The following is a 19,196-nucleotide window of genomic DNA, read 5'->3' as shown; positions in this document are numbered from 1 at the left end:
CGAGAGCCGCCGCAAGAGGCAAAGGGCGTCAGGCGCTGCGTTGGATGTGTCCGGAGAGCCTCGAGCGGCTCTTTTCGGTGTCGTCGCTGATGAACCGGATTACCGTGGCACCCGATGCGATCCGCGAGACGGTGCAGGCCAGAACCGGCCCCTTGACGAGGGTCGCCGGCATGTCCCAGCTGGTCCGCTCGCCATAGCCGCGGACGAAGTCGGTCAACGCTGCCCAGCGTGCGCCGGGCTTGCACTGCCGCTTCCACTCCTGCACCGAATCCGCAATGGTGACGTCGGCGAAGGAGTTGTCCGGGTCCAGCCCCCAAAGCTCGCGATAGGCGCGGTTGCAGAACGTCAGCACTCCGGTGGACGAGAAGACAACGAGTGCCTCCTCGAATGTATCCATGAGGGACTGCCCCAATTCAAGCTCGGCCCGGAAGTTGCGGGTCAGCGACACCTCGGCGCTGATATCCTCGATCAGAAAGGCAATCGCCCCGTCGGGGTGCGGGCGGCCGCGGACGCGATACGTCTGGCCGGTCTCCAGCGTCCAGGTCTCCTGATAGCGCCCGTCGGTGGCCGCGGCGATCACCTCGGAGATCTCCTGCCGCCAGGAGTGGTAGTTCTTGGGTTCGGGCATTCGCCGGTTCTCGCGCATCCGGTCGAAGAACGACAGCAGCGTGGGCCGACCGCTCAGGAAGTCTGCCGGCAGGTCCGTCAGATCGATCAGCGCGGGGTTGAAGAGGGCCAGCTGGCCGTTGCGGTCGAAGATCGCAAGGCCGATCGACAGCTGCGCGAAGGTCTTGGCCAGGGTCTGCACGAAATTGCGCTGAGCCACCTCGGATTTCACCACCGCGTTTACGTCGACCGCGTGGAAGATGGTGATGTCACCGACCGTCACCGCATTGACGTCATACCAATCCTTCTTGCCGTCGATCGCGGATTTCGTCGACACCCGCTGCCGTCCGGTCTTTTCGTTCAGAGCGTCGGCCACATCAAAGACAGGCGCCGTCGGTTGCGGCGCCGTGTTGTGCAGCCGAGTGTAGAGATCTTCGTAGGCTGCATTGTGCCAGGTTACCTTGCCCGCTGTGTCCACCTGCCAGACCGCGTGCGGGGTCGTATCGCTCGCGCGGCGCAAGTCGGCCAGTTCGCGGTGCAGCGCACGCAGTTTCTGGGACTGGGCCGCGTTGATCATGCGGTCGTCATCCATGTGGATCTGCGTGAACTGACCGCGGCTGGTCAGTTTCAGTGTTGCGGTGTCCTCTGCATGTCGCGCCGCAATGGTGAGATCGCCCGGCTGATTGGGCAAGGGACGTTCCGGAAGCCCCGGAAAGCGGTTCAGCATGCGTTCGCGCCATGTCTCCCAGTCGTCCTGGCCCGGGACCAGCCGATAGAGCTGCTGCGCGGTTTCCGAGGCGTGATGCAGATTCTCTTTGTCAAACAGAAAGGAGATGCCGTCAGGGCGGCTTTCGCCCCCGGTTCCGGGCCCTGCGGGCGGCGCGGCCTGGATGGACCGCACTATCCAGAACAGTGCGGCGCCCGTGCTGAGCGCAGCAGCAGCAATCACGGCTGCAATGTCCCAAATCGGCATGAGCCTGCGGATCCTTACGTGAAGTGAAGACCCGCTCAATATCTGCGTACGCTGGTTAATGGCTGGTTAACGGGCCGGGCGACTCACGCTGTGATGGGGCGATTCTCGCCCAGCACACGGCTCTGATCGACAGCTTTGACATCAATCCGGTCGCGTGCCCAAGTCACCTCGACAATCGCACCGAGGTCGGAGTGTGACCCTTCGGACGGCACCGCCGGGTCGCGACCGTTGGCAAAGCGCAACTCGGCGCCCGAGCGTTCCAGTAGGGTCTTCGCGATGAAAAGACCGAGGCCCATGCCTTCGTAACCGGGGCGCAGACGCCGTTCCGGATTGCCGGGGCGGCGGCGCATGAAGGGATCGCCGATGCGCCCCAGCAGGTGAGGCGGAAAGCCGCGGCCGTCGTCCATGATCCGCAGCGACACTTCGGTTTCGGTCCAGCCCGCTTCGATCCAGACGTCCAGTTCGGCAAAGTCGACGGCGTTCTGGATGAGATTGCGCAGCCCGTGAATGATCTCGGGCTTGCGCAGGATATCGGGTTGCTGCTTGGGGTTTTCCAGATGGTGGAAATGAACGGTCTTGCCGCGCGCCATATGCGGCTCGGCAGCCTCTTCCACGACGGCCATCAGCGGCGCCTGGCGCATGTGCAGATCGTCTTTGCCGGCCCGGCCCATGTTGCGCAGGATGTCGCGGCAGCGATCTGCCTGCTCGCGGATGAGCACGGCGTCTTCGCGCAGCTCTGGTCGGTCGGCCAGCTCTTCGATCAGCTCGCCGCTGGCCAGCTTGATGGTCGCGAGCGGCGTGCCCAGCTCATGCGCGGCTGCGGCCACCACGCCGCCGAGGTCGGTCAGTTTCTGCTCGCGCGCCAGAGCCATCTGGGTGGCGGCGAGTGCGTCGGACATGGAGTTGATCTCGGATGTGACCCGGACGGAATAGGCACTGATAAAGACAATCGCGATGATCAGCGCGATCCAGTTGCCAAAGACGAAAAGCTGCGGGAACTCCAGAATCAGCCCGGCCTCGGTGCGCAGCGGCAGGTGGAACTGTGACAGGATCGATACCATCAGGATCGCCGTGCTGCCCAGAAGAACTGTCGATCTGAGCGTGAGCACTGCCGCCGAGATCGTCACCGGCCCCAACATGAGCAGCGCAAAGGGATTGTGCAGTCCGCCGGTCAGAAACAGCAGAACGCTGAGCTGAAGCAGGTCGAACAGCACCATGAGCATGTTCTCGACCTCGCTCAGCCGTTTGTTCTCGGGGAAGACGAAAATCGCGACGAGGTTGGCGATCACCGATGCGCCAATGGCGAGGTAGCACAACCCCAGCTCCAGCTGCAGGCCATACCAGTGCTGCGCCACGGTGATCGCCGTCAGTTGGCCGGCGATCGCAAACCACCGCAGCAGGATCATGGTGCGCAGCCGGATCCAGTTGGCGCGCGTACGACCGCTGAAGGGGCTGACGGTGCTCTCGGGCATCGGCTCACCACATGTTGAGTTGCACAGATGTCGCAGGACGGTAGGACTGCGAAGTGATAAAACCACCCTATAACAAATCAGGAGACGCGACACCCATGCGCAACATCGCAGCCCTTGCCGCCATCGCCATTGTGGGTCTTCTCGGGGGCATCTGGTTCGCCACCCAGCCGCGCGATGGGGGTGACAGCTTCGCGCAGTGCCGCGCGAGCCAGATCGCCGGGGGTGCGGCAAGCATTGGCGGGCCATTCGAGCTGGTCAATGCCGCAGGCGAGACGGTGACGGACCAGGATGTCATCACCGAACCCACGCTGATCTATTTCGGCTACACCTTCTGTCCCGATGTCTGCCCGATCGATGCCGCGCGGAACGCAGTTGCGGTCGATATGCTCGCGGAGCGCAACATCTCGACAACGCCGGTTTTCATCTCCGTCGATCCCAAGCGGGACACGCCGGATGTTGTCGGAGACTTCGCAGCAAACCTGCACGAGCGGATGATCGGGCTCACTGGCTCTCCCGAGCAGGTCAAGGCGGCAAGTGAAGCCTACCGGACCTATTACAAGGCGCATGACAGCGGGGACGATTTCTATCTCGTCGATCACTCGACCTTCAGCTACCTCGTGCTGCCCGAGCACGGGTTTGTCGAGTTCTTCCGCCGCGAAGCAACCGCACAGGACATCGCGGACACGGTCGCCTGTTTTGCCGAAAACGCCTGAGGCGCAAACTGTCGCAGCGTTTGACGACGGTACCGGACTGCCACATATAGGTGGGGCAAAGGACACGTTCTAAGAAAGACGCCCCATGCAAGATGCTGTGCAGCTGAACCCGGACGACGACAACAGTTTGTTGCTGGTCGATGACGACGAGCCCTTCCTGCGGCGCCTAGCGAAGGCCATGGAAAAACGGGGTTTTGCCGTCGAGATGGCGGATTCGGTAGCGGCCGGCACGGCGATTGCAACGGCGCGGCCGCCGGCCTATGCGGTGGTCGATCTGCGCCTTGAGGACGGCAATGGTCTGGATGTGGTTGAGGTGCTGCGCGAGAAACGCTCCGACGTCCGCGTCGTGGTGTTGACGGGATATGGTGCCATTGCAACTGCTGTGGCTGCGGTGAAGATCGGAGCGACCGACTATCTTTCAAAGCCAGCTGACGCGGCGGATATCGTGAACGCGCTGCTTGCGCGGGGGGACGACCTGCCGCCGCCGCCCGAAAACCCGATGAGCGCGGACCGCGTGCGCTGGGAACACATCCAGCGGGTCTTCGAGCTTTGCGATCGAAATGTCAGCGAAACGGCGCGGCGGCTGAACATGCATCGGCGCACACTCCAGCGTATCCTCGCGAAACGCTCGCCGCGATAGACAGTTTGGCAAGGGGTGGCCTGAAAGCCCACCCCACCCGCCGGATCCGACCGGTCGTGCTGGCAGGTGGGGTGGGCTTTCAGGCCACCCCTGTCTCAAAGATCATAGCGCTTGCTGATCTTGTCGACACGCTGCCCGCTTTCGAGGGTCACATCTTCGTCGAACCGCCAATCGCGGAAACCGCGGCTCTGATAATAGGTCAGGCCGCCTGTGTTGTCGGCGCGGATGGTTGCGTTGATCCATCTGTAGCCCAGCAGTTTTGCGGCCTTCGCCGTGGCGGCAAAGAGCGCCGAGCCGATGCCCAGGCCGGTCTGCCCCACCTGCACGAATGTGGCGATATCCGCCGCACCCTCCGGAAGGCTCGCGTTCGGCGCGATCCACTGAAAGCCGACCACCGCTTCTTCCGCGTTCACCGCCACATGCCAGGCGGACCGATCCGGCTCATCCTGCATCCATTCGGCAAGGTCGGTGCCGGTGACGGGCCGGGTCAGAGCCGTTGTGCCGCCGATCTGGATGATCTCGTTGAGAAGCTGCGCCATGGAAGCGCAATCGAGCGTCATGGCGGGGCGGACCTGGATCATCCCATCTCCTTCAGAAGTGCTGCGTGGCGCTGGGTGAAGGCGCGCCTCGTCTCCAGCGGCGGGCGCAGCACGATCTGCAGGGTTTCGGTCACCTGCGGGTCCGGTGTGCCAAAGAACCTGCTGGCCTCTGTCTCGGAGAAGCCGGCAATCTGCGTGGCCTCCATCCAGGCGCTGATCTTGTCGGCTTTCTTGATCTGCCGCTTGATCTGCTGCGGGATCGCGGCGGGCAGTCCGAACCGCAGATGCACCGCAGCGGCCAGCCGTTCGTCCAGCGCCTCATAGCCCGGCCCGACGGCTGCCTTCACGGGTGAGATCATATCGCCGATCACATACTCGGGCGCATCGTGCAGAAGCGCGGCGAGGCGCCATCTGGCGGGGGCCTTTGGCGCGATCCGCCCGAACAACGTCTCGACCAGCAGCGAGTGCTCGGCGACGGAATAGGCATGCTCTCCCCGTGTCTGCCCGTTCCAGCGCGCCACGAAGGCGAGCCCATGGGCAATGTCTTCGATCTCGATATCCACCGGCGTTGGGTCGAGCAGATCGAGGCGCCGTCCCGACAGCATCCGCTGCCACGCACGGCGAGATTTCTGGGTTCGGGCCATCCTCGTGTTGTGCCGCCCCATCGCCGGATCGGCAAGAGCGCGCATGAAAAAACCGGGCCACCCGGGGCTCGGTCCCTGTCGTGTGACCGTTCCGGTCTCAGCCGGTCTTGCGGCGCCGTGCGATGGCGCCAAGCCCAAGGCCCGCGAGCGCCAGCATCGGCAGTGTCGCAGGCAGCGGAACCGGCGCCACACGCTCGATGTCGACCGACAGGCTGTAGGTCATCGGCTGGCTGTTGAAGATCGGGCTCATGACATCGCCCACATAGCCCGAGAAACTCTCGGTGAAGCCGCCCGGTTGCGGGATCGGCCCCGTGCTCGAAAAGGAGGAGAAGATCCCGCCGCCAACCGGCGTGATGGCACCCGTGTTGGCAGAGACAACGGCCAGGATGCCGGGCACCGCCGGGACGAAGCTGGGCTCCAGCGAGACCACCCCTGCAAAAATCAGCGGCCGCAGTTCGAAAATCGTGCTGTTCTGGGCGGTCTCGACGCCCGAGAACACCGTCACGCTGTTCACGGTCAGTGTCGCATTCAGGCGGTAATTGTCCTTGGCAAACGGATTCAGCCCCGGATCGAGGAACTGACCCGTGAAGGTGCCTTGCGCGGCATAGCCCGTGCCATTGGTCGCCGAGGTGACGGTCCCGCCTGAGCTGAACGTTGCCACAGTGGCCGCCTGCGAGGCTGTTGCGGCCAGCGCAAGGCCGGCGGAAAACGCGATGGTTTTGAGTAATGAAACGACTCTCATCTATGTACCCTTCTAAAAAATCCCCAAAGGAGACTACCATTTGACAAACAGATTTCAAAAGTAAACAGAGTGTTTTCCAACGAAAATACAGGGGATTGCTGGCCTTCCGGTGGAGTGCTATGCCCCCGGTCAAACTATGAGTTGAACACACCGAACCCCCGGTTGAAGAGGACATGCAGATGGCCACCGACTACATCGTGAAAGACATCTCGCTTGCGGACTATGGCCGCAAGGAGCTCGACATCGCCGAAACCGAAATGCCAGGGCTGATGGCGCTGCGCGACGAATACGGCGAGAGCAAGCCGCTCAAGGGTGCGCGGATCGTCGGTTCGCTGCACATGACGATCCAGACCGCGGTGTTGATCGAGACACTGGTGGCGCTGGGCGCGGAGGTGCGCTGGGCGTCGTGCAACATCTTTTCCACCCAGGACCATGCGGCCGCCGCGATCGCCGCAGGCGGCACACCTGTCTTTGCGGTCAAGGGCCAGTCGCTCGAAGAGCACTGGGACTACCTCGACAAATCCTTCCTGTTCGAGGACGGCCCCAACCTGATCCTCGATGATGGTGGCGACGCGACGCTTTACGTGCTGCTCGGCGCGCGCGCGGAGGCCGGGGAAGAGATCATCCCTGTCCCCAGCTCCGAAGAAGAAACCGTGATCAAGGCTCAGATCCAGAAACGCATGGCCGAGTCGCCTGGCTGGTTCACCAAGACCCGCGATCAGATCATCGGTGTCTCGGAGGAGACAACGACCGGCGTGCATCGCCTCTATGATCTGGTGAAGCAGGGCCAGCTGCCCTTCCCCGCGATCAACGTGAACGACTCGGTCACCAAGTCGAAGTTCGACAACAAGTATGGCTGCAAGGAATCGCTGGTCGACGGGATCCGCCGCGCGACCGATACGATGATGGCCGGCAAGGTTGCCGTCGTTATGGGCTACGGCGATGTGGGCAAAGGCTCCGCCGCCTCGCTGCGCGGCGCCGGTGCGCGGGTGAAGATCACCGAGATTGACCCGATCTGCGCGCTGCAGGCGGCCATGGACGGCTTCGAGGTCGTGCTGCTCGAAGATGTGGTTTCCACCGCCGATATCTTCATCACGACGACCGGCAACAAGGACGTGATCCGCATCGAGCACATGCGCGAGATGAAGGACATGGCCATCGTCGGCAACATCGGCCACTTCGACAACGAAATTCAGGTCGCCGCCCTCAAGAACCACAAGTGGACCAATATCAAAGAGCAGGTGGACATGATCGAGATGCCGAACGGCAACCGTCTGATCCTGCTCTCCGAAGGTCGTTTGCTGAACCTCGGGAACGCGACGGGCCACCCGTCCTTCGTGATGTCCGCCTCTTTCACGAACCAGGTGCTGGCGCAGATCGAACTCTGGACCAAGGGCGATCAATACAAGAACGAGGTCTACATCCTGCCGAAGCACCTCGATGAGAAAGTGGCCCGCCTGCACCTCGACCGAATCGGCGTGAAGCTGAGCACGCTGAACCCGGAGCAGGCGGCCTATATCGGTGTGGCGCCTGAAGGCCCGTTCAAGTCCGAGCATTATCGCTACTGAGCCGCAACTGGCGAAAACGCCTGACGCGCCGTCTCCGTTCCCGCGGAGGCGGCGTTTTTGTTCAATTCACTAAATTTTTGGTTTTACGTCCTTTTTCGGACTGGCGGGTGGAACGATTTGCGGCCCGAGGGTGTTGCCTGCACGTAACCCAAATGGAGGTAACCATGACCCATCTGAAAGCTACAGTCGCCATTCTCGCCCTTACTGCAGGGACCGCTCTTGCCGGGACATCCGTTTCGCCCGAGGCAGAGATCACGGCCGAGACGGCCGTCGAAAACGCCGCTCAGGAGACGCAGGAGCTGGCAGGTGATGCAGCCGAGGCGACCGAAGACGCTATCGACGCCACGACCGAGGCCGCATCGGATGCAGCGCAGGCGGTTGAAGATACTGCCGAAGGCGCCGTGGCCGCGACGACCGACGCGGTGGAGGAGGCAACCGATTACGCCACGGACACACCGGATCCAAATGCCGAAGCCGAGATGTCCGGCATGGTCGTCGGTGATCTGATCGGCATGGATGTGGCCGAAGCCAACGGCGACGTCATCGGTGAGATCGACTATGTCGTTCGTGAGGGTGATGCGCTGGCGGCCGTGATCGGTATCGGCGGGTTTCTCGGCTTTGGTGAGTATACGGTGGCGATTCCGCTGAGCGAGTTCAGCATGGCCGGCGAGGACGGCACGCTGAAGCTGGCATCCTGGACTGAGGCAGAGCTTGAAGCCCAGCCCGAGTTCGATGAAACCGGTATCCAGAGCGTGCCGGAAGACATGGTGATCGACCAGATCTCCTGACGCGCTGGGCTCACGACCACGCGACAGCAGGGCCCTGCATCGACGGGGCCCTCGTCCGGTTCACGCGACCGCACTCGTGCAGGATCGCCGCAGCAAGACGCCGCGCCGGGGAACTGGCGCTACAAAAACTCCTTTTGTGAACAGCAATATAGTGGTTAACCTGTGGCACGAAGGCCGGAGGAACTGGTCAAACTTGCCAACTGGGAGAGATTTATGGGCAAAAGGGACGATTTGATCGCGCAATATGCAGATGATCTGAAGAACAAATGTGGCATGTCGCCGGACATGGACCTGCTCACGAAAGTGACCATCGGCTGCGGGCCCTCGATCTATGATGCCGATGCGGCCACAGTGGCCTCCAGCCAGGCGGGCGAGATCGAGACCGTGAAGAACAATTTCCTGATCAAGAAGCTGGGCCTCTCCGATGGACCAGAGCTTGACGCCGCGATCAACTCGGTGATCGAAACCTACGGAAAATCCGAGCGGAACAAGTATCGCGCGGTGGTCTATTACATGCTGACCAAGCATTTCGGAAAGGAAGCTGTCTACAGCTGATCCGGATCCGAGAGACCGACCGGACGCCTCCTTTTCTTAAGGGGGCGTTTCTTTTTTGGACCGCATTTAAAACACTGAAAATTTGCAATTTTCGGCTGTGGCCTGTATCTCTTGGACATCCGGCTAGCAAGGCCAGGACCAGTTTCAGACACGTGCGGTGGGAATAGGAAGCACGTGGGGTGAAGAAGGGTTCTGGCTTGGCGCCAGAACCCTTCATGGACTTCTGAAATCCCCCAATTCAGAACAACTCAGAACAACGTCAAGACCGTTCCGATCACGGTGCAGCCGAACGTCGCGTATCCGCCGTCGATCAGGATGAGGCGGCGCGGTTTGGCGCCGAAGCTGTAGAATGTCGCGATCCACGGGCTGACGAGGAAGAGCCCGATCCCAAGACCCGACAGCAGCCCCTTGCCCACCGTATCGATCCCGCTCAGCTCGAAGGTGTGCCGCATCATGCCCGCAACCAGGATCGCCCCCAGAAGGCTGGTGACATAGGGGACCGGATCCGCGCGGTTGGCCGGTTGCCCGCTGTCATCGAGCGGCACGCCCGAGGCCTTCATCCATGACTGCGCCAGCACCGTGTACCAGACCGCACCAAACATGAAGCCGGCGACACCGGCAACCAAAACGCTCACATATTCCATGACGTCCTCCCACTTTCTGGCGGGAGACTGCCACCAAGTCCGGCATCGGGCTAGACAGAAACGCCGGCCATCTCGCAGATAATCCGCCACTCATCGGCAGTGACCGGCTGCACCGAGAGGCGCGAGTTGCGCACCAGCACCATCTCCGATAGCCGCGGGTCGGCCTTGATCTCATCCAGCGTGACGGGGGTCTTCACCGGCTTGATCGCCTTGATATCGACGCAGTCCCAACGCGCATCATCGGTGGTGCTGTCGGGATGGGATTCGGCGATTACCTCGACAATCCCGACAATCGCGCGTTCTTTCTGCGAGTGATAGAAAAAGCCCTGATCGCCGACTTTCATCTGGCGCATGAAGTTGCGCGCCTGGTAGTTGCGCACGCCGTCCCACTCTTCGCCCGCGTCGCCCTTGGCCACCTGCTGGTCCCAGCTCCAGGTGCTCGTTTCGGATTTGAAGAGCCAGTACTGCATCAGCCGATCACCCTGTTCCAAGGTATCAGATCGACGGAGGCAAAGAGCCCCGCCTGCCCATAGGGATCCGCAGCGGCCCACGCCCGCGCTTCGGCCATATCCGCGACGTCGAGAATGATCAGCGACCCGGTCATCTCGCCAGCATCATCGAGCAGCGGCCCCGCCTGCTGCACGGCACCACTCTCTTTCAGATAGGCCACATGCGCCGGGCGGTTCTCCTGCCGGACCGGCAGCGCGCCGGGTTTGTCATGCGCGATCAGAGCAACCAGCATCTATTCTTCCTTCAATGTGCGCGACAGCAACGCATCCATCGCCTGGGCCACATCCAACCGTTTTTCCACCAGCCCCGCAACCGCCGAAGTGATGGGCAGGTCGATCCCTTCCCGTTGGGCAAGACGGGCGGCGGCCTGCGCCGTTGCAGCGCCTTCGACCGTCATCGAGGCATCGAAGGCCTCATCCCTGCCGATGGCGAGTCCGAAGCGATAATTGCGGGATTGCTCCGAGGTGCAGGTCAGTACCAGATCCCCGAAGCCAGACAGCCCGGCGAGCGTTTGGGGTACGGCACCTTTCAGCAGGGCGAGGCGCTGCATCTCGGCAAAGCCACGGGTCAGGATGCTCGCCCGCGCGCTTTCGCCGAGACCGGCTCCGATCGTCGCACCGCAGGCGATCGCCATCACGTTTTTCAAAGCGCCGCCGAGTGTTGCCCCGATCACATCGGTGGTCCGGTAGAGCCGCAGAGCCGGCGTCGCCAGCTGGTGTTGCAGTGTTTCTCCAAGGCCGGCGTCGGCGCAGGCGAGGGTCAGGCCGGTAGGCAGGCCCCGCGCGATGTCGCGCGCAAAGCTGGGCCCGGTCAGCAGTGCAACGCGGGCCGTCGGACAGTGTTGCGCGAGGGTCTCCACCGGCCCCGCGCCGCTGCGCAGGTCCATCCCCTTGCAGCAGGCCACCAGGATCTTGCCGTCGAGATGGCTGGCTTCATCCCTGGCGAAGCGTCCGAGCTGTTGCATCGGCACCGCCAGAAGTAAGATCTTTGCATCGGCCGCCGCAGTCAGATCGGCGGTGATCGTTAGGTCAGCCGGCAGGGTGCAGCCCGGCAGGTACCGTTCGTTCACGCGGCGGTTGGCCATATCATCTGCCTGTGCGGGCGCGCGGCACCAGAGGGTCACAGGCCCCCTCTGCGACAGGGCCACGGCCAGCGCGGTGCCGAAGGCGCCACCGCCCAGGACCGCGACGCTCACGCCTTGGCCCCTTTCTTGCCGCTGCCGAGCATGGCAGGGCTCGCCCGGTCCAGCGGCCAGCGCGGCCGCGCCGAGAGGGCAAAGCCGTCCGGCGGCCGTGTACTCATCTGCTCGATGGCGGCGAAGGCGATCATCGCTGCATTGTCGGTGCAGAGCGCCAGCGGTGGTGCGCAGAACCGGACACCCGCATCGGCGCAAAGCGTCTCTAACCCGCGCCGAATGGCCGTATTTGCAGCAACCCCACCCGCCACGCAAAAGCTGGGTTGGCCCGGTCCGGTGTCGCGATAGAGGTCGAGCGCGCGGTGCGACTTTTCGACCAACACGTCCACAATAGCGGCCTGAAAGCTGGCGCAAAGATCTGCGCGGGCCGCCTCTGGCAGGCCGCCCTGTGCCGCGACCACCGCGTCGCGCGCCCGCAGAACGGCGGTCTTCAGGCCGGAAAACGACAGATCGCAGCCGGGTCGGTCGAGCAGCGGCCGCGGCAAGGCGAAGCCATCAGCTGCCCCTTGCGCCGCGGTCGCTTCGACAGCAGGCCCCCCCGGCTGAGGCAGGCCCAACAACCGCGCGACCTTGTCAAAGGCTTCGCCCGGCGCGTCATCGATGGTTCCGCCCAGCCGGACAAAGCTGTCCGGGCCTTCGACCATCAGGAACTGGCAGTGACCGCCAGAGACCAGCAGCATCAGATACGGGTAGGGCACATCATCGGTCAGCCGCGGGGTCAGCGCATGGCCGGCGAGATGATTGATCCCGTAGAGCGGCAGGCCCGTCGCCGCCGCCAATCCCTTGGCGCACATCACGCCAGAGACCACGCCGCCGATGAGGCCGGGGCCTGCGGTGACTGCAATCGCCTCGATCTCGCCAAGGCCGCACTCCGCCTGTGTCAGAGCCTGTTCGACGCAGTGATCCAGTGCCTCTGCGTGGGCGCGCGCGGCAATCTCGGGCACGACCCCGCCAAAGTCGGCGTGCAGGTCGGTCTGGCCGTAGACAACAGACGACAAGATCTCTGTCTCACCTCCGGCATAACGGCGCAGGACCGCCGCCGCGGTATCGTCGCAGCTGCTCTCCAGGCCCAGAACTGTCAGCGATCCCGACACAGGTGATCCCGTTGCAAGATATCTGGCTCGCAGGTAACACCGGAGAGGGCCGCAAACAATGCTGAGGGTTCGAATGGGTACGCCCCCCCTGTCGCTGATCTTGACGCGCCCTACCCGGGCGAACCAGCGGTTTGCCGATCAGCTGCCCGGTGCGCTGCGTGACCGCGTCCGGATCATCCTGAGCCCTCTGATCGAGATTGTCCCGGTTGAGGCCGCGCTGACCATTGCGCCCGAGGACGCCGTGATCTTCACCTCGGCAAATGCGGTCCGCTTTGCGCCCCGAGGTGCGGGCCGGCGGGCCTTCTGCGTCGGGGCGGCCACCACCGAGGCCGCGCGGAGTGCTGGCTGGCAGGCGACATTCTCAGGCCAGACAGCTGACGCGTTGGTCGCGTCTCTCGGTTCTGAGCTTCCGACGTCACCTCTCTGGCATCTCGCGGGGCGCTACACGCGTGGGCAGGTCGCCGAACGGCTCAGTGCCCAAGGTCTCAGCGTGCAGCGGCGCACGGTCTACGATCAGGCGCTTCTGTCTCTGACCGCCGAGGCGCGTGCGTGTCTGGCCGGGTCCGATCCGGTGATAGTTGCCGTGTTTTCCCCGCGCACGGCTATGGGCTTTGCCCGGGACTGCCCGGTAACTGCGCACCCCTCCGTGGCGGCCTTGAGCGTTGCGGTGGCTGAGCCACTTGCACATTTGCCGCTGAAAGCGCTTGAAATCGCGGAGGAACCGACGGCTGAGGCGATGGTGCGCTGCCTTGAAAAGCTGGTTGCCCGCGTCAGCTTGGGTTGAGAGGTGCGATGCGCGCGAGTAAGGTTCCTGAGTGCGCCGCTGGGGAAGATTCGAAAAGGTGGATGTCGTGGCCAAACCAAAAAAACCAACCAAGGACCAGCCACCGAAGGTGACCGAGGACGAGGCGCTGGGCGATTTGCCCGAACTGTCCAAGGGTGACGATCAGCCGACTGCGGCGTCTGAGACCACGGAAAGTACCCCAAAGGACCCCGACCCCACCCTGTCGGACGCCGCGGACAAGGCACAACCCTCACAGGAGGCAGAAACGGTTGTTGCGCCCGAACCGCTTGACGAGCGCGCAGAGGGGTTCGTCTGGGTCGACAGCGACGAAAAGGACGCCACCCAAGAAGGCCGTATGGGTGAGGACTCTATCGAGGGCCAGGATGTCGCGGACCCCGATACGGTTGTGGCCGAGACCGATGCAGGGACGGTCGAAGCCGTCGAAGATACCGACCCGGAGCCCAAGGAAAGTGACGAGGTGAAGCCCGAGGAGCTCCCGCCGCCACCGCCTGCTGCCCCGCAGCGGACCACCAGCTTCTGGCCCGCCGTCTTCGGCGGTATCGTGGCGGCGCTTTTAGGCTTCATTGCTGGGCGCGGTGACATGCTGGATGCCTATCTGCCCGGCGCGGCTGCGCCCGAACCGGTCGATCTCGCGCCGCTGAACAGTGAGTTGGCGGCATTGTCAGAGCGGCTCGGCGCGCTCGAGACCGCTGAAACACCCGAGATGCCCGAGATCCCCGATCTGTCGGCCGACCTGGGAGGTCTTTCGCAATCGTTGGCGTCGGTTGAGACGGCACTGCAATCCGTGACCACGCGGCTGGAGGAGCTCGAGGCGCGGCCGGTGGCCGATCCGGTGGCTCCTCCGCCGGACAACAGCGAAGAGCTTGCCGCCTTGCAATCCTCGATCGAGGAGCTTGAGGCGCGACTTGCGGAAGAAGATGCCCGCGCCAGCGCCGAAGCCGAGCGGATCCTGGCCCGTGCCGCGCTGACCCGCGTGATCACGGCTGTCGAGACAGGCGAGGCGTTCGAGCCGGCGCTGGGCGCGCTCGAAGAGGTAACACCGGTCGAGGTGCCTGAAGCCCTGCGCACCGCGGCGCTCGAGGGCGTTCCGACCGTCTCTGCCCTGCGCGAGTCCTTCCCGGAGGCTGCCCGCGCGGCTCTGGCCGCGGCCCGTGCCGAGGTGCCGGAATCCGAAGTGGACGGTTTGGGCGGCTTTCTTCGGCGGCAGTTGAGTGCGCGTTCTGTGACGCCACGGGAAGGCTCTGACCCCGATGCGGTGCTGTCTCGTGCCGAGGCCGCGCTGCGGGCGGGCGATCTTGACGCTGCGCTGGCGGAAACGGAAGCGCTGCCCGATGCTGCGAAGACGGCCATGCAGGATTGGCTGGCTGGTGCTACGGCACGCAAGGCGGCGGGTGACGCCGCCAAGGCCCTCTCCGACAGTCTGACGGTTAACTGAGAAAGTCGATTTTATGCTCTGGTCCCTTATCAAGATCATCCTCTTCGTCGGGGTCGTTGCCGCACTTGCGCTGGGCGCGGGTTACCTGCTGGAAAGCCAGGGCGGTGTTCAGGTGACCGTCATGGGCAGCGAGTACACCTTCGGGCCGCTGCAATCGGTGATCGCCGTTGTCGTCCTTGTGGTTGCGGTCTGGATCCTGCTCAAGCTGCTGTCGTTGCTGCTGGCCACCTGGCACTTTCTCAACGGCGACGAGACGGCACTGTCGCGCTATTTCGATCGGAACCGTGAACGCAAAGGCTTTGATGCGCTCTCTGAAGGCATGATGGCGCTGGCGAGCGGTGAAGGCCGCGTGGCCATGGCCAAAGCAGCCAAGGCCGACCGCTACCTCAAAAAGCCGGAGCTGACCAACCTGCTGACCGCACAGGCGGCCGAAATGGCAGGCGACCGGCGCAAGGCGGAAGAGACCTATAAGAAGCTGGTCACCAACGATGCCACGCGCTTCGTCGGGGTGCGCGGGATCCTCAAGCAGAAGCTTGCGGATGGCGACACCGAGACCGCCCTGAAACTCGCCGAGAAAGCCTTCGCGATCAAACCCAAGCATGAAGAGGTCCAGGATCTTCTGTTGCGTCTTCAGGCCAAGAAAGAGGATTGGGCGGGCGCTCGGCAGACGTTGAGTGCCAAGCTCAAGTACGGGAGCCTGCCGCGCGACGTGCACAAGCGCCGCGACGCGGTGCTCGCGCTGTCCGAGGCCAAGGACATCCTCAATGCCGACACCTCGATCGACACCAAGGAGAAGGCGATCGAGGCGAACAAGCTGTCGCCCGATCTGATCCCGGCCGCGGTGATGGCAGCGCAAAGTTACATCGAGAAAGGCAAGCCGCGCTATGCCACGCGCATCATCAAGAAGGCCTGGGAGACGATGCCGCACCCTGACCTCGCCGCGGCCTTCGCCGAGATCGAGCCGGAGGAGACACCTGGCCAGCGGATCAAGCGCTTTGCGCTGCTGACCCGCATCAACCCGCAGGATCCGGAGACACGGATGCTCCTGGCCGAGCTGCATATCGCAAATGAGGATTTCCCCGAAGCGCGCCGCGCGCTCGGCGATCTGGTCGAGACGGATCCGACGGCGCGCTCGGTCACGCTGATGGCGGCGATCGAACGGGGTGAAGGGGCCGATGACGCAGTTGTGCGCGGCTGGCTGGCGCGGGCGCTCACCGTGTCGCGCGGCCCGCAGTGGATTTGCGACAACTGCCAGCACATTCATGCGGAATGGGCGCCGACGTGTGAGAACTGCGAGAGCTTCGATACGCTCACATGGAAGACCCCGCCGATGTCCGAGGTTGCGATGCCCGGCGGCGTGCAAATGCTGCCGCTGATCGTCGGCGCGATCGAAGACCAGACAAAAACGGCATCCGATCCGGCCCCAGAGGCCGAGGAAACGGTCGAAGACGCCGAACTGCTGGATGCCGAAGAGGTCCCGCCGGAGGAGACCCCGGCAGAGGAAGAGAAACGGGCCTAGGGTTCATCACTTCGGGCTTGGGGGCTTGACCTTCCAGTGACTGGAGACCTTATCTCTCCTGTAAGTGGTTACGGGAGCCTGAGGTTGTGCTCGATTCGCACAAGATCACACTGACAGTCGGAAACATGTCCTGCGCCTCCTGTGTGGCGCGGGTGGATCGGGCCTTGGCCGGCGTCCCCGGCGTGCGGGAGGTGGCGGTCAACCTTGCCACCGAGGAAGCGACCATCGAGGTCGATGGCGCAGAACCGACCGCCGAGGCGCTCGCCCGGACGGCGACCGAAGCAGGATACCCGGCCACGGTGCTGCAGGTGCGCGTGCCCGAGGCCGCGGAGGACCGCAGAACCGAAGAGGCCGAAGGTCTCGCGCGGCAGACCTGGGTGGCGGGGTTGCTGGCGCTGCCGGTCGTGGTGCTCGAGATGGGCAGTCACATGGTGCCTGCGTTTCACCACTTCGTCATGCAGACAATCGGAACGCAGCAGAGCTGGTGGATACAGGCTCTGTTGACCGCGGCCATCCTGGTGGGGCCGGGCCGGGCATTCTACACGCGGGGCGTGGCCGCGCTGCTGCACCGGGCACCGGACATGAACAGCCTCGTGGCGGTTGGCACATCGGCGGCCTACGGCTATTCGCTCTGCGTCCTTCTGGCACCGGGCCTGCTGCCTGCGGCCGCACAGGTGGTCTATTTCGAAGCGGCGGCCGTCATCGTGTTTTTCATCCTGCTCGGGCGGTCGCTGGAGGCGCGGGCGAAGGGCCGCACGGGGACGGCCATCCGGGCGCTGCTCCAACTGCAACCGAAGACGGCGCAGGTCGTCCGTGACGGGCGCGCGCAGACGGTTCCCGTGGCTGAGATCGAGCCGGGAGATGTGATCCTGCTGCGTCCGGGCGAGCGTGTGCCTGTCGATGCGGTGGTGACCGAAGGCCAAAGCCACCTTGACGAGAGCATGATCACGGGAGAGCCCATTCCGGTCGAAAAGCAGGCGGGCGATCCGGTCACGGGCGGTACGATCAACGGCCCAGGCAGCCTGACGCTGCAGGCCACCCGTGTGGGCGCCGATACGCTGCTTGCCGGGATCGTCCGCATGGTTCAGGACGCGCAAGGTGCCAAGCTGCCCATCCAGGCGCTGGTCGATCGGGTGACGCTTTGGTTCGTCCCCACGGTTCTGGGCATTGCCGGTGCCACGGTGCTGATCTGGCTCGCTGTCGGGCCCGCGCCGGTGATCTCTTATGCGCTCGTGGCCGGTGTGGCGGTTCTGATCATCGCCTGCCCCTGCGCCATGGGGCTGGCCACGCCCACCTCGATCATGGTGGCCACGGGCCGGGCCGCGGAATTGGGCGTGCTCTTCCGCAAGGGCGATGCCCTGCAGGCGCTTGCGGACGTGGACGTCATCGCCTTCGACAAGACCGGCACGCTGACTGAAGGTGCACCGGTTCTGAGCGTTTTCGAGCCATTGGGCGAGTTCGATGCCGACACTGCCCTGTCCTACGTCGCTGCCGTTGAGGCGCGGGTGGAACACCCCGTCGCCCATGCGGTCGTGCAGGCGGCGCGCACCGCCGGTCTGACGGTGCCGCAGGCGCACGCGATCAAGGCGCTGAGCGGGCACGGTGCGATTGGGGAGGTGGAGGGCCAACGCGTCCTCGTCGGTTCGGAGGCGCTGATGGCGGAGAACGGGATCGCACTGGGCGACGCCCTTGATGCCGCCAACGCCCGTGCCGCATCGGGCGAGACGGTGTTCTTCGCGGCCATCGGAGACGTGCCCGCAGCCCTTATCTCCGTCACCGATCAGATCAAACCGAACGCGGCTGAGGTGATTGCGCGGTTGCATGCACAGGGTTTGCGTGTCGCGATGATCACGGGCGACAAACAGGAGACGGCAGATGCGGTTGCGCATCAGATCGGCATCGACGATCTGATCGCCCGGGTGCTGCCTGAAGGCAAAACCGCCGCGCTGGAGACGATCCAGCAGGGCGGAGCCAAGGTGGCTTTCGTCGGCGACGGCATCAACGACGCGCCAGCGCTGGCCAAGGCGGATGTGGGCATCGCGATTGGCAGCGGAACCGATATCGCCATCGGGGCGGCAGATGTGGTCCTGATGTCGGGCGATCTGCGAGGCGTTGAAACCGCGCTTGGCGTGTCGCGCGCGGCGATGCGGAACATCCGTCAGAACCTCTTCTGGGCCTTCGCCTACAACGCGGCGCTGATCCCCGTCGCGGCGGGGGCGCTCTATGCCAGCCTTGGGTTGCTGTTGTCACCGCAACTGGCCGCAGCGGCCATGGCGCTGTCGAGCCTCTTCGTGCTCAGCAACGCGCTGCGTCTACGTGGATTGAAACGGGAGGCGGCATGAACATCTCCGACGTGGCCAGAAGCACGGGCCTGCCTGTAAAGACCATTCGCTACTACGAAGACATCGGGCTCATTGCGCCCGCGCGCAGCGACAACGGCTATCGCGACTTCTCGGACAGTGATCTGCACAAGCTCGCCTTCATCGGCCGGGCCCGCTCTCTCGGCTTCGGGATCGAAGCCTGCCGCGATCTGCTGCGGCTCTACAACGATCAGACGCGCGCGAGCGCGGATGTGAAACGGCTCGCCCAGGCGCATCTCGACGAGATCGACCGCAAGATCGCCGAGCTGGGCCAGATGCGCGACACGCTTTCGCATCTGATCGACGCCTGCGCAGGCAACGACCGCCCCGATTGTCCGATCCTCGCCGATCTCGCTGCTGCGCCGGATCACGCTTGACCCTTGACGCCGCGACC

General features: G+C 64.0%; 20 protein-coding genes. 10 read left to right on the top strand and 10 right to left on the bottom strand.

The window, feature by feature from the left end; all coding sequences use genetic code 11:
- Positions 1-28: 28 nt before the first annotated feature.
- Positions 29-1,579, bottom strand: a complete 1,551-nt coding sequence (locus MUB52_RS00990; RefSeq protein WP_263842316.1) for a PAS-domain containing protein — start codon at positions 1,577-1,579, stop codon at positions 29-31.
- An 83-nt stretch (positions 1,580-1,662) separates the two neighbouring features.
- The gene (gene regB, locus MUB52_RS00985) at positions 1,663-3,051 is read right to left on the bottom strand and encodes a sensor histidine kinase RegB (RefSeq protein WP_263842315.1); all 1,389 of its coding nucleotides are present in this window, start codon (positions 3,049-3,051) and stop codon (positions 1,663-1,665) included.
- Between the two features lie 95 nt (positions 3,052-3,146).
- Here regB and MUB52_RS00980 point away from each other — a divergent pair, with 95 nt between their 5' ends.
- Both MUB52_RS00980 and MUB52_RS00975 read left to right on the top strand, forming a co-directional pair.
- Positions 3,147-3,764: an SCO family protein gene (locus tag MUB52_RS00980; protein WP_263842314.1), complete on the top strand. Its 618-nt coding sequence runs from the start codon at positions 3,147-3,149 to the stop codon at positions 3,762-3,764.
- An 85-nt stretch (positions 3,765-3,849) separates the two neighbouring features.
- Positions 3,850-4,404 carry an ActR/PrrA/RegA family redox response regulator transcription factor gene (locus tag MUB52_RS00975; protein WP_263842313.1) on the top strand — a complete coding sequence of 185 codons (555 nt, stop codon included), beginning with the start codon at positions 3,850-3,852 and terminating at the stop codon, positions 4,402-4,404.
- A gap of 95 nt (positions 4,405-4,499) precedes the next feature.
- On the opposite strand, the gene MUB52_RS00970 is transcribed toward MUB52_RS00975, so the two are convergent.
- The 3 genes from MUB52_RS00970 to MUB52_RS00960 form a co-directional block, all read right to left on the bottom strand.
- On the bottom strand, positions 4,500-4,985 hold the full coding sequence (locus MUB52_RS00970; protein WP_263842312.1) for a GNAT family N-acetyltransferase: 486 nt from the start codon (positions 4,983-4,985) through the stop codon (positions 4,500-4,502).
- Entirely contained in the window at positions 4,982-5,587 is a 606-nt protein-coding gene (locus tag MUB52_RS00965; protein WP_263842664.1) for an HD family hydrolase, read from the bottom strand. Before MUB52_RS00965 ends, MUB52_RS00970 begins: the two co-directional genes overlap by 4 nt.
- Positions 5,588-5,684: 97 nt before the next feature.
- Entirely contained in the window at positions 5,685-6,329 is a 645-nt protein-coding gene (locus MUB52_RS00960) for a hypothetical protein (RefSeq protein ID WP_263842311.1), read from the bottom strand.
- Between the two features lie 179 nt (positions 6,330-6,508).
- Here MUB52_RS00960 and ahcY point away from each other — a divergent pair, with 179 nt between their 5' ends.
- The 3 genes from ahcY (at position 6,509) to MUB52_RS00945 (ending at position 9,240) form a co-directional block, all read left to right on the top strand.
- Positions 6,509-7,897: an adenosylhomocysteinase gene (gene ahcY / locus MUB52_RS00955; protein WP_263842310.1), complete on the top strand. Its 1,389-nt coding sequence runs from the start codon at positions 6,509-6,511 to the stop codon at positions 7,895-7,897.
- A 164-nt stretch (positions 7,898-8,061) separates the two neighbouring features.
- Entirely contained in the window at positions 8,062-8,685 is a 624-nt protein-coding gene (locus MUB52_RS00950) for a PRC-barrel domain-containing protein (RefSeq protein WP_263842309.1), read from the top strand.
- 213 nt (positions 8,686-8,898) lie between these two features.
- Positions 8,899-9,240: a DUF2853 family protein gene (locus MUB52_RS00945; protein ID WP_263842308.1), complete on the top strand. Its 342-nt coding sequence runs from the start codon at positions 8,899-8,901 to the stop codon at positions 9,238-9,240.
- Between the two features lie 248 nt (positions 9,241-9,488).
- Here the strand turns inward: MUB52_RS00945 and MUB52_RS00940 are convergent, their stop codons facing one another.
- Genes MUB52_RS00940 through tsaD form a run of 5 tightly spaced genes read right to left on the bottom strand, consistent with a single transcriptional unit; the run spans position 9,489 to position 12,683 of the window.
- On the bottom strand, positions 9,489-9,884 hold the full coding sequence (locus MUB52_RS00940) for a DUF1761 domain-containing protein (RefSeq protein WP_263842307.1): 396 nt from the start codon (positions 9,882-9,884) through the stop codon (positions 9,489-9,491).
- A 50-nt stretch (positions 9,885-9,934) separates the two neighbouring features.
- Positions 9,935-10,354: an EVE domain-containing protein gene (locus tag MUB52_RS00935; protein ID WP_263842306.1), complete on the bottom strand. Its 420-nt coding sequence runs from the start codon at positions 10,352-10,354 to the stop codon at positions 9,935-9,937.
- A complete protein-coding gene (locus MUB52_RS00930) occupies positions 10,354-10,626 on the bottom strand; it encodes a YciI family protein (protein WP_263842305.1) in 273 nt (90 codons plus the stop codon). The genes MUB52_RS00935 and MUB52_RS00930 overlap by 1 nt, the downstream gene beginning before the upstream one ends.
- Complete coding sequence (locus MUB52_RS00925; protein WP_263842304.1) at positions 10,627-11,589, bottom strand: NAD(P)H-dependent glycerol-3-phosphate dehydrogenase; 963 nt, start codon at positions 11,587-11,589, stop codon at positions 10,627-10,629.
- Positions 11,586-12,683, bottom strand: a complete 1,098-nt coding sequence (gene tsaD, locus MUB52_RS00920; protein WP_263842303.1) for a tRNA (adenosine(37)-N6)-threonylcarbamoyltransferase complex transferase subunit TsaD — start codon at positions 12,681-12,683, stop codon at positions 11,586-11,588. Before tsaD ends, MUB52_RS00925 begins: the two co-directional genes overlap by 4 nt.
- Positions 12,684-12,756: 73 nt before the next feature.
- Between tsaD and MUB52_RS00915 the strand changes: the two genes are divergently transcribed.
- From MUB52_RS00915 to cueR, 5 genes are all read left to right on the top strand, one after another.
- The gene (locus MUB52_RS00915; RefSeq protein WP_263842302.1) at positions 12,757-13,467 is read left to right on the top strand and encodes a uroporphyrinogen-III synthase; all 711 of its coding nucleotides are present in this window, start codon (positions 12,757-12,759) and stop codon (positions 13,465-13,467) included.
- Positions 13,468-13,534: 67 nt separating this feature from the next.
- Positions 13,535-14,923: a COG4223 family protein gene (locus tag MUB52_RS00910; RefSeq protein ID WP_263842301.1), complete on the top strand. Its 1,389-nt coding sequence runs from the start codon at positions 13,535-13,537 to the stop codon at positions 14,921-14,923.
- A 13-nt stretch (positions 14,924-14,936) separates the two neighbouring features.
- Positions 14,937-16,442 carry a heme biosynthesis protein HemY gene (locus MUB52_RS00905; RefSeq protein WP_263842300.1) on the top strand — a complete coding sequence of 502 codons (1,506 nt, stop codon included), beginning with the start codon at positions 14,937-14,939 and terminating at the stop codon, positions 16,440-16,442.
- Positions 16,443-16,528: 86 nt separating this feature from the next.
- Complete coding sequence (locus MUB52_RS00900; RefSeq protein ID WP_263842299.1) at positions 16,529-18,784, top strand: heavy metal translocating P-type ATPase; 2,256 nt, start codon at positions 16,529-16,531, stop codon at positions 18,782-18,784.
- On the top strand, positions 18,781-19,179 hold the full coding sequence (gene cueR / locus MUB52_RS00895) for a Cu(I)-responsive transcriptional regulator (protein ID WP_263842298.1): 399 nt from the start codon (positions 18,781-18,783) through the stop codon (positions 19,177-19,179). The genes MUB52_RS00900 and cueR overlap by 4 nt, the downstream gene beginning before the upstream one ends.
- The last annotated feature ends 17 nt before the right edge of the window (positions 19,180-19,196 follow it).

Source organism: Roseobacter sinensis (assembly GCF_025755255.1).
Classification (GTDB): Bacteria; Pseudomonadota; Alphaproteobacteria; order Rhodobacterales; family Rhodobacteraceae; genus Roseobacter; species Roseobacter sinensis.
Note: the sequence above shows the minus strand (reverse complement) of the source record. Positions and strands in the feature narration are given on the sequence as shown.